We start from the raw sequence: 14,280 nt of genomic DNA on the forward strand, positions 1-14,280 counted from the left end.
TGGACAAGCGTTGGAACAATAAATTTATGCATTGTGTACAAAATGACGGATGGTCGCACCCGTCTCATCGGCCTGGTTGCAGCTCCCGCGCCACGTTTTCGGCGAGGCCGGCGCCGGCCTCGCTCATGGTCAGGTAGGTGCGGTCGGCACCGGCATCCTGGATGCGCTGGGCGATGTCTTCGTACATGGCATGGGAGACGATCAGCCCGCCAAAGCCGCTTTCGCGCAGCTTGCGGGTGGAGATGATCTTGGCCTCGGGGTCGTTCATCGCCAGGACCACGGCCTCGACCTGGTTCATCTCCAGGCTCTGCCAGAACATCTGGTCCTCGGCATCGGCGAAGAGGATGTGCCGGCCCTCGGCGGTGTTCTTTTCCACCATGACCGGGTCGGAGTCGAGGCTGACCAGCCGATAGCCCTTGGCGTTCAGATGGTCGTAGGCGGCGCGGCCGGTGCGGCCCATGCCCATGATCAGGATCTGCGCATCACCCAACGACACCGGTTGCTCGTCCGGGTGGCGAATGTTGCGCTCGCAGCGGATCAGTCGCGGTGCCAGGCGCTCGTACAGTGGGTGGGCAACGCGGTTGATCTGCGCCGAGATGATGAACGACAGCGCCACGGTGATCGCCAGTGGCATCAGCCATTGCGGCAGGACCACGCTGGCCACGATCAGCCCGAACTCGCTGTAGTTGGTCAGGCTGGCAGCGCTGAGGAAGGCGCTGCGCGCACGCAGGCGAAAGGCGATGAACAGACCGAAGAACAGCACGGCCTTGAGCGGCAGCAGCAAGGCCATGGCGAAAGCGAACCAGAGGGCGTCGGCATCCGGCAGCCCGCCGATGCCGATCTTGAGGAAGAAACCCACGAGGAACACTTCCTTGATTGCCCACAGCGAGTTGGACAGTTCGCTGGCGCGCTTGTGCTTGGCCAGCATGGCACCGAAGGCCAGCGCGCCGAGTTCGGAACTCAGGCCCACGTATTCGAAGCCGAGACCACCGGCGACCAATGCCAGCATCAGCCCGAGCAGCACCATCAGCTCCTCGTGGCCGCTGTGATCGAGCAGGCGGAACAGCAGCGGTCGTAGCAGCGGCAGCAGGAACACCAGCAGGGCCCAGGCGGATGGCACCTTGCCGGCGGCGAGGCTCATCACCACCAGGGCGATGAGGTCCTGGATGATCAGCACGCCGATCGCAACGCGACCATGGAAGGCGCGCAGCTCGCGCTTGCTTTCCAGCACCTTGGCGGCCAGCACGGTGCTGGAGAACGACAGGGCGATGGCCAGCAGCATCGCTTCGCGCCAGTCGCTGTCGAGGATCAGCATGATGGCCGGCAGCACCAGCACGCTGGAGATGAAGAAGTGCAGCAGACTGCCGCCAATCACTTCGCGGCGCACCAGGTTGCCCAGCTTGAGCTTGAGCCCGACGGTGAACAGCAACAGCAGCACGCCCAGATGCGCCAGGTGGTCGAGGATGATGCTGTCGTCGTGGCTCACACCCACGTAATCGCCCGCGGCCGCGAGGGCGAAGCCGGCGCCCAGATAGCCGATCAACGGCGGCAAGCCGATGAAGCGGGCAAGCAGCCCGAGGGCGAAGGCGAAGGCGATCCAGCTGGCTTCTATCACGGTCGGCATCCGGCGCGGGGGAGGGGCGCGGCATTGTAACGGGATGCAGACGCTTGTCGAGGCAGGCAGCTGACCGGGATGGCGAATAGCAGGCGGCGACCCGCGCCGGGTCGCCAGCTATGGGCTCAGGCGTGGGCGGCGCCGGTCAGTGCTTCGCGCTCGGGGCCGCCGAGCACGTTGAACAGCAGGTTCAAGGTCACTGCGCTCAGCGTCGCCAGGGCGATGCCGCTGTGGGTGATCGGCTCCAGCCAGTGCGGCAGTTGGGCGAAGAATTCGGGACGCACCACCGGAATCATGCCCAGGCCGATGCTCACCGCCACCAGGAGCTGGTTGCGGCGATCGGCGATGTCCGCCTCCTGCAGGATCTTGATGCCGGTCGCCGCAACCATGCCGAACATCGCCAGGCCCGCGCCGCCGAGCACCGCGGCCGGGATCGAGGCGACCAGGAAGGCCGCCTTGGGCAGCAGGCTCAGGGCGATCAGGATCAGCCCGGCGATGGCTGTGACGTGGCGGCTGCGCACGCCGGTCATCTGCACCAGGCCGATGTTCTGCGCGAAGGAGGAATGGGTGAAGGTGTTCATGAAGCCGGCCAGGAAGGTCGCACCCGCATCGCACAGCAGCCCGCGGCGCAGGCGCTTGGGGTCCACCGTTTCGCCGGTGATCCGTCCGAGGGCGAGGAACATGCCCGCCGACTCGACGAAGATGATCACCACCACCAGGCACATCGAGAGGATCGGCGCCAGCGAGAAGGTCGGCGCGCCGAAGTGGTTGGGCGTCACCACCTGCACCGCGGGTGCTGCCGCCATGCCGGAAAGATCGACCATGCCCAGCGCGCCGGCCAGGGCGTAGCCCAGGCCCATGCCGATCAGCACCGAAACGTTGACCCAGAAGCCGCGCAGGAAACGGTTGACCAGCAGGATGGTGGCCAGCACCGCAGCGGCGATGCCGAGATAGTGCAGCGAGCCGAACTGACTGGTGGCGCTGCCGCCGCCGGCCCAGTTCACTGCCACCGGAAACAGCGACAGGCCGATGGCGGTGATCACGGTGCCGGTCACCAGTGGCGGGAAGAAGCGCACGATGCGGCAGACGAAGGGCGCGATCAGCAGGCCGAAGGCACCGGCGGCGATGGTCGCGCCGAAGATGCCGGTCATGCCGACTCCCGGCATGCCGGCCATCACCACCATGCTGCTCACCGCGGCGAAACTGGCGCCCATCATCACCGGCATGCGAATGCCCATCGGCCCGATGCCCAGTGACTGCACCAGCGTGGCGATGCCGGCGACCAGCAGGTCGGCATTGATCAGAAAGGCGATCTCATCGCGCGACAGCCCGGCCGCCTGACCGACGATCAGCGGGACGGCGACGGCGCCGCCATACATCAGCAGCACGTGCTGCAGGCTCACCAGCAATTGCTGCAGCCAGGGCAGCCGATCCGCCCCGGCGGGGCGGGCGTTCAGGTCGTTCATGCAAGATACCTCGGGCGCGTTTGTTATTGATTGTCGCGACAGCCCCTGCACGGGGGCCGGTATGGCCTGCACCGGGACTCGCCCGGCCGTGAAACGTCATTGCACAAAAAAGCCGCACGCCAAGCGTGCGGCTGGGGTGGGCTCAGTTGGTCGGTGCGCCCTTGGCGATCCAGTCGCCGAGCAGGTCACGCTCGTCCTGGGTCATCTGGGTGATGTTGCCCAGCGGCATGATCTGGCTGGCGACGGTCTGCGCATGGATCTTCGCGGCCTGCTGGCGGATCTGCTCGGGGGTGTCGAACATCACCCCTGCCGGTGCGCTGGAGAACATCGGGCTGCTCGGGTTGGCCGAGTGACAGACGGTGCAGCGCTGCTCGATCACTTCATTGATCTGGCTGAAGCGCGGCGCGTCGGCATGTGCCTGGGCAGCGGCGCTGGCCTGCTCGGGCGTGGTCGCGGCGAGGTTCGGTGCACTGCTCGGGCGGTTCGGCGAGGTGACGAAAGCCAGGCAGATCATGCCCACCGCCGCGGCCGGCAGGGCCCAGGCGAAGCGGTTACTGTCGTGGCGGGTGTTGAAGTAGTGACGGGCCAGTACCGACAACGCACCGAGGGCGGCGAGGATCAGCCAGTTGTACTGGCTGCCATAGGTGCTCGGGAAGTGGTTGCTGATCATGATGAACAGCACCGGCAGGGTGAAGTAGTTGTTGTGCCGCGAGCGCAGCAGGCCCTTGGCCGGCAGTACCGGATCGGGCGTGCGGTTCTGCTCGATGGCGGTGACCAGTGCGCGCTGGGCCGGCATGATGATGCGGAACACGTTGCCGACCATGATGGTGCCGATCAGCGCGCCGGTGTGGATGTAGGCCGCGCGACCGCTGAAGACCTGCGAATAGCCCCAGCAGGCGGCGATCACCAGCACGAACAGCACCAGGCCGAGCAGCGCGGGGGTCTTGCCCAGTGGCGAATCGCACAGCAGGTCGTAGACGAACCAGCCGACGATCAGCGAGCCGAAGCCGATCGCCACTGCGGTGGCGGGCGCCAGGTCGCTGCCCGGTGCGATCAGGTACAGGCCGGGGTTGAGGTAGTAGACCACCAGCAGCAGGGCCACGCCCGACAGCCAGGTGGTGTAGGCCTCCCACTTGAACCAGTGCAGGTTCTCCGGCATCTGCGGTGGGGCGAGCTTGTATTTCTCCAGGTGGTAGATACCGCCACCGTGGATGGCCCAGAGGTCACCCGACAGCCCTTCGCGCGGGTTGCTGCGGTTGAGGTTGTTCTCCAGCCAGACGAAATAGAAGGAGGCACCGATCCAGGCGATGCCGACGATCATGTGTATCCAGCGAATTCCCAGGTTCAGCCATTCGGTCAGATGTGCGTCCACGTTGATTACCTCTTGTACGGCGGCTGCAGCTGCCGTCCTTTCTTCTTATGGGTATCGATCCGAGTCACCGCGCGCGGTTGGGCTCAGCGCGAAACCTGTTGGGGGTCGAGGAGGAGTTGCTGATCCTCCGTGAAGAAGTACTCGTCGCAGTTGTTGCCAGAACCGCTGCGATCGACCACCAGGAATTCATCCCGCTTTTCGATCGTCAGCACCGGGTGGTGCCAGACGCCGCGGTGGTAATTGACGCCCTGCCTGCCGTTGCTGCGGAAGGCGCGGACGTGGCCCGGTACAGGTGCATCGCCAAGTGGCGCGACCACGACCAGAAAGGGGTGGCCGAGCAGCGGCACGAAGGCCTGGCTGCCCAGCGGATGGCGCTCCAGCATGCGGATGGCCAGCGGCATCTCCAGCGCCTCGGCGGCGAAGATGCTGATGATCGCCCTGTCCTCGGGTTCGGCCGTCTCGACCGTGGCCAGCTTGTGATAGCGGCGGGTCGAGCCGTTGTTGATCATGAAGAATTCGCTGCCTTCGGTCTCGATGACGTCGCCGAAGGGGGCGAAGGCTTCCTTGGTCAGTGGCTCGATGGTCAGGGTGCGCATGGTTTGCTCGTTCAGTTAGTGGATGCTTTTCATTGTTCGCTGGGGGCCGCCCCCTCACTCCGGCCCTCTCCCCAAAGGGGAGAGGGGGCACAAGGTTGAGCCCTGCGCCGCGCCAGTTCCCTCTCCCTTCTGGGGAGAGGGTTAGGGTGAGGGGATCCGATCCCGCTCCTTACTTCGCCACCTTGCCGAACAAGCGCAGCCGGCTGACGCCGCCGTCCGGGAAGATGTTCAGGCGCACGTGGGTCACCGGGCCGAGCTTGGCGATCTGCTCGACGAACTCGTGCTCGGCGTGCATGGAGAGCTTCTGGCTCGGCAGCAGTTCACGCCAGAACAGACTCTGGGTCTCGATCTGGCTGTCGGTGCCGCCCTTCACGTAGGCGGCCTGGATGGTGCAGCTGTCCGGGTAGTTGCCCTTGAAGTGCAGGGTATCGACGACGATGCGCTCGATCTCGCCCGGGTGGCCGAGGGCGACGATCACCCAGTCGTTGCCTGGCGTGCGGCGGCGCGCGGTTTCCCAGCCGTCGCCCATGTTCTCGCCACGGTTGGGGTTGAGGATGTTGCTCATGCGCCCGAAGTGCTCGTCGGAGCAGGCCAGCGCGCGGCCGCCGTTGAGGGCGGCGGCGAGGTCGATCTGCTCGTTGTCGCCGACGCTGCTCCAGTCGCGGTACGGAATGCCGTGCACGCGCAGGCGGGCGACACCGCCGTCCGGGTAGATGTTGAAGCGCAGGTGGCTGACCGGCTTGTCGAAGGCGATCTCGTGGTAGTGATGGCTGTTGCCCTTGAGCTCGACGGCCGGCAGGACTTCGGTCCAGACGGTGTCGTCGTTCGGGTCGCCTTCGGCGACGAAGCAGGCTTCCAGCGAGGCCGACGGCGGGAAGTTGCCGGTGAAGTGGCTGGTGTCGATGTCCACGCCCTTGATCCAGCCGGGCACGCCGAGGCGGATCACCGCATGGTCGTAGCCTTCGAAGCGCTTGCGGCGCGACTCCCAGCCGTCCATCCACTTGCCGTTGTCATCGAACACGCCCTCCTTCCATACGGCCGGCGTCGGCTGGAACAGCCGGTTGACGTCGGCGAACCAGTCGTCGGTGACGGAAATGGCGCGGGTGCCCAGGCGGGCGTCGGCCAGGTTGACGTATTTCTCGAAGGGTACGGCGTAAGCTTTCATCGCGATCTGCCTTGAATTGAGTGGAGCGGTTTCTGCCTTTATTGCCTGTGTTGCGGTGTTGCCTGTTTTCCCGTTCCGGCTACATGGTCTGCAGGCGGAACAGGGCAATCTTGTTGATTTCCGCCAGAGCCCGGGCGAATTCCTGTTCCGGGCTGTTGTGGATGCGTTCTTCGAACGCGGCGAGAATCTGGTGCCGGTTGCTGCCCTTGACCGCCATGATGAAGGGGAAGCCGAACTTCGCCTTGTAGGCGTCATTGAGTTCGGTGAAGCGGGCGAACTCCTGCGGTGTGCACTCATGGATGCCGGCACCGGCCTGCTCGGAGGTGCTCGATGCGGTCAGCTCGCCGCGGATGGCGGCCTTGCCGGCGAGATCCGGGTGGGCGTTGACCAGCGCCAGCTGGGTCTCATGGTCGGCGGCGAGCATGGCCTGGGACAGGCGGCTGTGCAGCACTTCCACGTAGTCCAGCGTGTCGTCGACGCCGGCGCCATAGACCGTCTCGGCGACCCAGGGCGAATGCTCGTAGACATCGGCGAAGGCGGCGACGAAGGCGTCGCGGTCGAGGGTCGAGGGCTTGATCGTCTTGAACGGGGTCATCAGCTGCGCTCCGCGGTCATGGGGTGGGTGGCGTGCCAGTGGCGGGCGATGTCGACGCGGCGGGCGAACCAGACCTTTTCATGACCCTTCACGTAGTCGATGAAACGGGCCAGCGCGGCCAGGCGCGCCGGGCGGCCGAGCAGCCGGCAGTGCATGCCGATCGAGAGCATCTTCGGCGCGCCTTCGCAGCCCTCGGCGTAGAGCACGTCGAAGGCATCCTTCAGGTAACTGTAGAAATCGTCGCCGGTGTTGAAGCCTTGCACCTGGGTGAAGCGCATGTCGTTGGTGTCCAGCGTGTAGGGGATCACCAGGTGCGGCTTGACCGGCGCCGAGTCGGGGTCCCAGTAGGGCAGGTCGTCATCGTAGGTGTCGGAGTCGTAGAGGAAGCCGCCTTCCTCGCGCACCAGGCGCCGGGTGTTGGCGCTGGTGCGGCCGGTGTACCAGCCCAGCGGGCGCTCGCCGGTCAGCTCGGTGAGGATGCGGATGGCCTCGAACATGTGCTCGCGCTCCTGGGCCTCGTCCATGTACTGGTAGTCGATCCAGCGATAACCGTGGCTGCAGATCTCGTGGCCGTCGGCAACCATCGCCTTGATGACCTCGGGGTGGCGCTGCGCGGCCATGGCCACGGCGAACACCGTCAGCGGAATCTCGTGCTGCTTGAACAGCTTGAGCAGGCGCCAGACGCCGGCGCGGCTGCCGTATTCGTAGAGCGATTCCATGCTCATGTTGCGCACGCCCTGCAGTGGCTGCGCGGCGACCATCTCGGAGAGAAAGGCTTCGGATTCCTTGTCGCCATGCAGTACGCAGCGCTCGCCGCCTTCCTCGTAGTTCAGCACGAAGGACAGGGCGATGCGGGCCTCGCCCGGCCACTGCGGGTGGGGCGGGTTGTTGGCGTAACCGATCAAGTCGCGTGGGTAGTCGGCGCTCACTGGGCTGCTTCCTGTATGGCGGGTCGTGATGTAACGACCGGATGGCCAGATTGTATACAAATTGAATGGCGGCTTGTAAATAGCTTTTTTCCGAATGCCTTCTGCTCAATGCTGCCGCCAAAGGCTCGGCTAAGGTTCGCGCCGACAGGCGGTGCCTGCAGAGAGCGGGCCAACAGCGGATTTTTATATTGTGTACAAAAATATATTCAAATTGTCTTGAGTGTGTCGATCGTGCTGGCTATGCTCGGGTCAGTTTCCATTCAACAGAGCGGAGGTGCCCGTGGGCCGTTTGACCACACACGTACTCGATGCCGCCCACGGTTGTCCGGGCAGCGGTATCAAGGTGGAACTGCATCGCGTCGAGGATCAGGGCCTGACCCTGATCGCCACGCGTGAAACCAACGCTGATGGCCGTTGCGACAGCCCGTTGCTGGAAAGCGCGGACTACCGGTCCGGGGTCTACCAGCTGCATTTCCACGCCGGCGACTACTACCGCGGTCGCGGTGTGCAGCTGGGGGCGCCGGCATTTCTCGACGAGGTGGTGCTGCGGTTCGGGATCGATGCCGCGCAGGATCACTACCACGTGCCGTTGCTGATTTCGCCGTACAGCTATTCGACCTATCGGGGTAGCTGAGGCGGTTCTCGTTCAGTGCTGACTCTTATGGAGTCCCTTTTACCCGCCGTAATGGCGGGTTTTTTATGGGTTGAGTCTGGTCGGCGTGCGTGGTTATGCGCGGTACAGGTGCGCAGAGCAAGGCGTATCGCCCCGCATCACGCTGTGAGTCGGTGCCAGCGGTGCCAGCGGTGCCAGCCAAGTCACCGGCTTAGCAAGGACGCCGCCCCCGCGCCTCCAAACAGTGCCGCACTGGTCCGGTTGAACCACACGTGCCCCCTCCCGGTGCGCAGATACCGCGCCGCGCTTTGCGCCCCCAGCCCATAGGCGAGCTTGCAGCAGAGGTCGAGCACCGACCAGGTCAGGATCATCACCAGCAACTGCGGTAGCAACGGCTGCTCCGCGCTGAGGAACTGTGGCAGGAAGGCGGCGAAGAAGAGAATGTCCTTGGGGTTGCTGCCACCCAGAATGAACGCCCGGCCGAACAGACGACTGAAGCGCGGAGCGAGGGCCGGGATTGCGATCTCGCGCGCTGCCGGCGCCTGACGCGCCTCCTGCCAGCTCTGCCAGGCCAGATAGAACAGGTATAGCGCACCGATCAGCTTGAGTGTGCTGAACAGCCTTTCCGAGGCCATCAGGATGGCGCCAAGGCCCAGCGCCGAGGCGCTGAGCAGAAGGATCGAGGCGGTCACCCCGCCGAGGAACGCCGGCCACGAGCGGCGCACCCCATAGTTCAGGCTGTTGCTGATCATCAATAGCGACAGCGGGCCGGGGATCAGGATCACCACCAGCGCCGCACTCGCATACAACAACCAGATTTCCAGACTCATCACATCCTCCTGACAAATGAAAAAGCCCCGCCGCGACGCGACGGGGCGGCGATGCGCGCCTCGCTCAGAGGAACGCGAATTTGGCGATGAATACCACGCACAGCACGTACAGGCTCAGGGACACCTTATCGCGCTGGCCAGTCAGCAGCTTTAGCGTGGCATAGGTGAGAAAGCCCAGGGCGATGCCGTTAGCGATGGAAAAGGTCAGCGGCATCATCACCACCGTGACGATCGCCGGGATGGTGTCGGTATGATCCTTCCAATCGATGTTGGCCAGGCCGCTCATCATCAGCATCGCCACGTAGATCAGCGCGCCGGCGGTGGCGTACGCCGGAATCATACCGGCCAGCGGCGCGAAGAACATGGCGATCAGGAACAGCACGCCGACGGTAACCGCGGTCAGCCCGGTGCGGCCGCCGGCGGCGACGCCCGAGGCGCTTTCCACGTAGCTGGTCACCGGCGGGCAGCCGACGAAGGCGCCAACCACACTGGAACTGCTGTCGGCCTTCAGCGCACGGGAGAGGTTCTCGATCTTGCCGTCCTCGTTCACCAGGTTGGCGCGATGGGCGACGCCCATCAGGGTGCCGGCGGTGTCGAACATGTTCACGAAGAGAAACGCCAGGATCACGCTGACCATGGCCACGTTGAATGCGCCGGCGATGTCCATGGCCAGCCAGGTCGGCGCCAGGCTCGGCGGCATCGATACCAGGCCGTTGTACTCGACCAGTCCCAACGCCCAGCCGATACCGGTGACCGCCAGCATGCTCAGCAGGATCGCGCCGAACACGTTGCGGTGGCTGAGCACCGCGATCATCAGAAAGCACACCGCGGCGAGCAGGGCGGTGGGTTCGCCGAACGAACCCATGGTGAGCAGGGTGGCCGGGCTGTCGACGACGATGCCGGCGGTCTTCAGGCCGATCAGCCCGAGGAACAGGCCGACCCCGGCGCCCATGGCGAAGCGCAGGCTCATGGGGATGCTGTTGAGCAGCCATTCGCGGATGCGCGACAGGCTCATGATCATGAACAGCACGCCGGAGATGAACACGGCGCCCAAGGCGATCTGCCAGCTGTAGCCCATCTCGCCAACGACCGTGTAGGTGAAGAAGGCGTTCAGCCCCATGCCTGGCGCCAGGCCCACCGGCCAGTTGGCGTACAGGCCCATCAACAGGCAGCCGAGCGCCGCGCCGATGCAGGTGGCGACGAAGGCGGCGCCGTGGTCGATGCCGGCGTCGGCCATGATGTTGGGGTTGACGAAGATGATGTAGGCCATGGTGACGAAGGTCGTCAGGCCGGCGAGCAGTTCGGTACGGATGCTGGTGCGGTGTTCGCTGAGTTTGAACAGGCGGTCCAGCCAGCCGGGGGTACGTTGCAAGGGTGCTGCCTGGGGCTTGCGCTTGATGCTTTCCACTGGGCTTTCCTCATCGTTCTTGTTGTCTATCACCCGGAGCACGACACTCCCGAGGGGCGGGTGATGGTGTGCCCTTCGTTCTGTTAGTTGACCGAAAGGTCAGGAAGGGCTGTCCGGATTATGCTTTTGTATACAAAAAATGCAAACAATAATTCGCCCTCGCTTGTCGCGTCGGCTGGCTTGTGAGCTGAGGAGGGCGGATCGAGCTGCGGTTGGTGAAAAAATGGCGTGAAATTGATTGTGCACAAGCGGAACGATGATTTTGCCCGTTTTATTTGCCCGACGACTGCCAGTGGAGCAGCTAACGCAGTAAAGTTCGGCCTTGCCGACACTTCAATTGCGAGCCATCGATGAACGAACAGTTGCAGCCCCTGAAGAAGCCGACCAAGACCGGCAAGACTCGCACCGGGACGCAGGACGATATCGTTTATGCACACATCTTCGATGCCATCCTCGAACAGCGCCTGGCACCTGGCACCAAGCTCAGTGAGGAAGCCCTGGGCGAAATCTTCGGCGTCAGCCGCACCATCATCCGACGCGCGTTGTCGAGATTGGCCCATGAAGGGGTGGTGCTGCTGCGCCCCAATCGTGGCGCGGTGGTCGCCAGCCCGAGCGTCGAGGAAGCACGACAGATCTTCTTCGCTCGCCGACTGGTGGAGAAGGCCATTACCGAACTGGCCGTGCAGCACGCCAGCGAAGCGCAGCTGGCTGAGTTGCGGCAGATGGTGCTCGACGAGCGCGACTGCTTCGCCCGCGGCGACCGCGGCGCCGGCATCCGTCTGTCCGGCGAATTCCACCTCAAGCTGGCGGAGGCGGCGAAGAACGCGCCACTGGTGAGCTTCCAGCGCAGCCTGGTGTCGCAGACTTCACTGATCATCGCCCAGTACGAAGGGGCCAGTCGCTCGCATTGCTCCTACGACGAACACAACGAGCTGATCGATGCCATCGCCGCGCGCGACGTCGACAAGGCCGTGCACCTGATGATGCATCACATGGACCACATCGACAGCAAGCTCAATCTCGAGGAAGAAAGCGCCTCCGGCGATCTGCATGCGGTGTTCTCGCATATCGTGGCGAAGGCCGGAAAGACCGCGAAAAAGCGCTGAAAGGCGTAGGATGCGCGCCGGGCGCACCGCTTGCCTTGGCGTTCGCTGGTGCGCGGAGCGCACCCTGCGAAAATGGCGAGTTCCGCGCATTGCGCAAACTCATCAACTGGCCTTGGGCCGGTTGGCTCCGGGCCAGGGAGCGGATTGCCAGGCTGTGCCTCGGTGTGAGTTGGGCTTCGGCGCTGTGCGCCTCAACCGCAACCTACGGGGATGCGCGGCATCGGAAGCGTAGGACCCGCCCCGGCGTCGCTCCGCGCATCGCTTGCCTTGCGGCGTTCGTTGCTGTGCGGAGCGGCCCCCTACGTTTTTCTGTGTACCGAGACGCCGGCGGCGAAGGTTTCCTTCACCGCGCGGTCGTCGCCGAGGATCATCAGGGCGAAGAGTTTTTCCTGCAGGGTCGTCGCCTGGCTCAGGCGATAGTCGATCAGCGGCGTCGCCTTGTAGTCGAGCACGACGAAGTCGGCCTCCTTGCCTGGCTGCAGGTTGCCGATGCGGTCGTCCAGATAGAGCGCCCGCGCGCCGCCCAGGGTCGCCAGGTACAGCGCCTTGAACGCGTCGAGCTTCTGCCCCTGCAGCTGCAACACCTTGTACGCCTCGTTGAGGCTGGCGAGCTGCGAGAAGCTGGTACCGCCGCCGACGTCGGTGCCCAGGCCGACGCGCACACCGAAGCCTTCCACCTTGGCCAGGTCGAACAGGCCGCTGCCGAGGAACAGGTTGGAGGTGGGGCAGAACGACACCGCCGAGCCGGTCTCACCGAGGCGCTTGCATTCGTCGTCGCACAGGTGGATGCCATGGGCGAACACCGAGCGCGGGCCGATCAGGCCGTGGTGGTCGTAGACGTCCAGATAGCCCTTGCGCTCCGGGAACAGCTCCTTGACCCACTCGACCTCCTGCTTGTTCTCGGAGATATGGGTGTGCATGTACAGGTCGGGGAATTCGGCGAACAGCTTGCCGGCCAGGGTGAGCTGCTCCGGCGTGCTGGTCGGGGCGAAACGCGGGGTGACGGCGTAATGCAGACGGCCCTTGCCGTGCCAGCGCTCGATCAGTTCGCGGCTGTCGGCATAGCCGGACTCGGCGCTGTCGGTGAGGAACTCCGGGGCGTTGCGATCCATCAGTACCTTGCCGGCGATCATCCGCAGGTTGCGCTTCTCGCAGGCCTCGAAGAAGGCGTCCACCGACTGCTTGTGCACCGTGCCGAAGACCAGCGCGGTGGTGGTGCCGTTGCGCAACAGCTCGCCGAGGAACAGCTCGGCCTGTTCGCGGGCGTGGGCCATGTCGCTGAAGCGGCCCTCGTTGGGGAAGGTGTAGGTTTCCAGCCAATCCAGCAGCTGCGCGCCGTAGGAACCGATGACGCCGACCTGCGGGTAGTGGATATGGGTATCGACGAAGCCCGGAGTGATCAGCGCGTCCGGGTATTCGACGATCTCTGTGCCGGCGGCAAGCGTCGGCAGCAGCTCGGCGGCGTGGCCGATGCGCGCGACCTTACCGTCCTCGACGACCAGCAGGCCGTCCTCGAAGTATTCATGGGATTGCTCGATGCCCACTTCGCGCGGGTCGGCGAGGCAGTGGAGCAGGGCGGCACGGTAGGCTTTGGTGCTTGGCATGGTGACTCTCGAAATCGTTGTATGAGGGTGATGCGTTGACATGGCAGACCGCCGTCGGAGGCGTGCCTGCCACAAGGTCGGGTGGTCAGTTTGTCTGGGCGCGGCGCGAAGCGGGGACCAGCATCGGTACCGGTTTTTCACCGTCCGCGGTCTTCTCGCCGCCCTTTTCACCGAAATGCGCGTTGTAGGTGGCGATCACTTCGCCGGCGATGGACACGGCGATCTCCACCGGCAGCTTGCCCTTGACCTCGGCGATGCCCATCGGGCAGCGCATGCGTTGCACCGTTTCGGCCTGGAAGCCGCGGTCACGCAGGCGGTGTTCGAACCTGGCGCGTTTGCTCTTCGAGCCGATCAGCCCGTAGTAGGTGAAATCGTTGCGCGAAAGGATCGCCGCGGTCAGCTCCAGGTCGAGCTGATGATTGTGGGTCATGACGATGAAGTAGCTGCCGGCGGGCATGTTATCCACTTCCTCGACCACATCGTCGTTGACCACCTTTTCCACGCCGCGCGGAATATCGGCGGGAAATTCGTTATCGCGCGAATCGATCCAGCGCACCTTGCACGGCAGGCTGGCCAGCAGCGGCACCAGCGCGCGCCCGACATGCCCGGCACCGAACACGGCGATATGCGCCTGCGGCTGGCCCATGGGCTCGAACAGCAGCACCGTGGCGCCACCGCAGCACTGGCCGAGGCTGGCGCCGAGGGAGAAGCGCTCGAGGCGGGTGTCACGGCTGCGCTTTTCCAGCATTTCACGGGCGATCTGCTGGGCCTTGTACTCCAGGTGGCCGCCGCCGATGGTGTCGTACAGGCGCTCACGGCTGACCACCATCTTCGAGCCGGCATTGCGCGGCGTGGAGCCGCGCTCCTCGATGATGGTCACCAGCACGCAGGGTTCGCCTTGTTGTTGCAGGTCGGCGAGTGCTTCGATCCAGTTATGCATTTCGTTCTCCAGGGGCCGGAACAGCGTGGGGTTGCGCCGGC

General features: G+C 64.7%; 13 protein-coding genes. 2 read left to right on the forward strand and 11 right to left on the reverse strand.

Features of this window, described 5'->3' with window-relative positions; genetic code table 11:
* Window positions 1–64: 64 nt before the first annotated feature.
* The 7 genes from P5704_019705 to puuE all read right to left on the reverse strand — a co-directional run bounded on the left by P5704_019705 (window position 65) and on the right by puuE (window position 7,738).
* A complete protein-coding gene (locus P5704_019705; protein ID WOF78223.1) occupies window positions 65–1,615 on the reverse strand; it encodes a cation:proton antiporter family protein in 1,551 nt (516 codons plus the stop codon).
* Window positions 1,616–1,740: 125 nt separating this feature from the next.
* Window positions 1,741–2,994, reverse strand: a complete 1,254-nt coding sequence (locus P5704_019710) for a nucleobase:cation symporter-2 family protein (GenBank protein WOF81284.1) — start codon at window positions 2,992–2,994, stop codon at window positions 1,741–1,743.
* Window positions 2,995–3,223: 229 nt separating this feature from the next.
* On the reverse strand, window positions 3,224–4,453 hold the full coding sequence (locus tag P5704_019715) for a urate hydroxylase PuuD (GenBank protein ID WOF78224.1): 1,230 nt from the start codon (window positions 4,451–4,453) through the stop codon (window positions 3,224–3,226).
* A gap of 83 nt (window positions 4,454–4,536) precedes the next feature.
* Window positions 4,537–5,049 (reverse strand): ureidoglycolate lyase, encoded by a 513-nt coding sequence (locus P5704_019720; protein ID WOF78225.1) that lies wholly within the window; start codon window positions 5,047–5,049, stop codon window positions 4,537–4,539.
* Between the two features lie 169 nt (window positions 5,050–5,218).
* Window positions 5,219–6,214 (reverse strand): allantoicase, encoded by a 996-nt coding sequence (gene alc / locus P5704_019725; GenBank protein ID WOF78226.1) that lies wholly within the window; start codon window positions 6,212–6,214, stop codon window positions 5,219–5,221.
* Window positions 6,215–6,293: 79 nt separating this feature from the next.
* On the reverse strand, window positions 6,294–6,809 hold the full coding sequence (gene uraD / locus P5704_019730) for a 2-oxo-4-hydroxy-4-carboxy-5-ureidoimidazoline decarboxylase (GenBank protein WOF78227.1): 516 nt from the start codon (window positions 6,807–6,809) through the stop codon (window positions 6,294–6,296).
* Window positions 6,809–7,738, reverse strand: a complete 930-nt coding sequence (gene puuE / locus P5704_019735; protein ID WOF78228.1) for an allantoinase PuuE — start codon at window positions 7,736–7,738, stop codon at window positions 6,809–6,811. Before puuE ends, uraD begins: the two co-directional genes overlap by 1 nt.
* 280 nt (window positions 7,739–8,018) lie before the next feature.
* On the opposite strand from puuE, the gene uraH reads away from it, so the two are divergent.
* A complete protein-coding gene (gene uraH, locus P5704_019740) occupies window positions 8,019–8,372 on the forward strand; it encodes a hydroxyisourate hydrolase (GenBank protein WOF78229.1) in 354 nt (117 codons plus the stop codon).
* A 182-nt stretch (window positions 8,373–8,554) separates the two neighbouring features.
* Here the strand turns inward: uraH and P5704_019745 are convergent, their stop codons facing one another.
* Both P5704_019745 and P5704_019750 read right to left on the reverse strand, forming a co-directional pair.
* Window positions 8,555–9,181 (reverse strand): LysE family translocator, encoded by a 627-nt coding sequence (locus P5704_019745; protein WOF78230.1) that lies wholly within the window; start codon window positions 9,179–9,181, stop codon window positions 8,555–8,557.
* Between the two features lie 64 nt (window positions 9,182–9,245).
* Window positions 9,246–10,589, reverse strand: coding sequence for an NCS2 family permease (locus P5704_019750; GenBank protein ID WOF81285.1), 1,344 nt, complete (start codon window positions 10,587–10,589; stop codon window positions 9,246–9,248).
* A 350-nt stretch (window positions 10,590–10,939) separates the two neighbouring features.
* Here P5704_019750 and P5704_019755 point away from each other — a divergent pair, with 350 nt between their 5' ends.
* Window positions 10,940–11,695, forward strand: a complete 756-nt coding sequence (locus P5704_019755) for a GntR family transcriptional regulator (protein WOF78231.1) — start codon at window positions 10,940–10,942, stop codon at window positions 11,693–11,695.
* A 299-nt stretch (window positions 11,696–11,994) separates the two neighbouring features.
* Here the strand turns inward: P5704_019755 and guaD are convergent, their stop codons facing one another.
* Window positions 11,995–13,299 carry a guanine deaminase gene (gene guaD, locus P5704_019760; GenBank protein WOF78232.1) on the reverse strand — a complete coding sequence of 435 codons (1,305 nt, stop codon included), beginning with the start codon at window positions 13,297–13,299 and terminating at the stop codon, window positions 11,995–11,997.
* A gap of 85 nt (window positions 13,300–13,384) precedes the next feature.
* Window positions 13,385–14,239, reverse strand: a complete 855-nt coding sequence (xdhC, locus tag P5704_019765) for a xanthine dehydrogenase accessory protein XdhC (protein ID WOF81286.1) — start codon at window positions 14,237–14,239, stop codon at window positions 13,385–13,387.
* Between the last annotated feature and the right edge of the window lie 41 nt (window positions 14,240–14,280).

This window comes from Pseudomonas sp. FeN3W, from assembly GCA_030263805.2.
Lineage (GTDB): Bacteria > Pseudomonadota > Gammaproteobacteria > Pseudomonadales > Pseudomonadaceae > Stutzerimonas > Stutzerimonas stutzeri_G.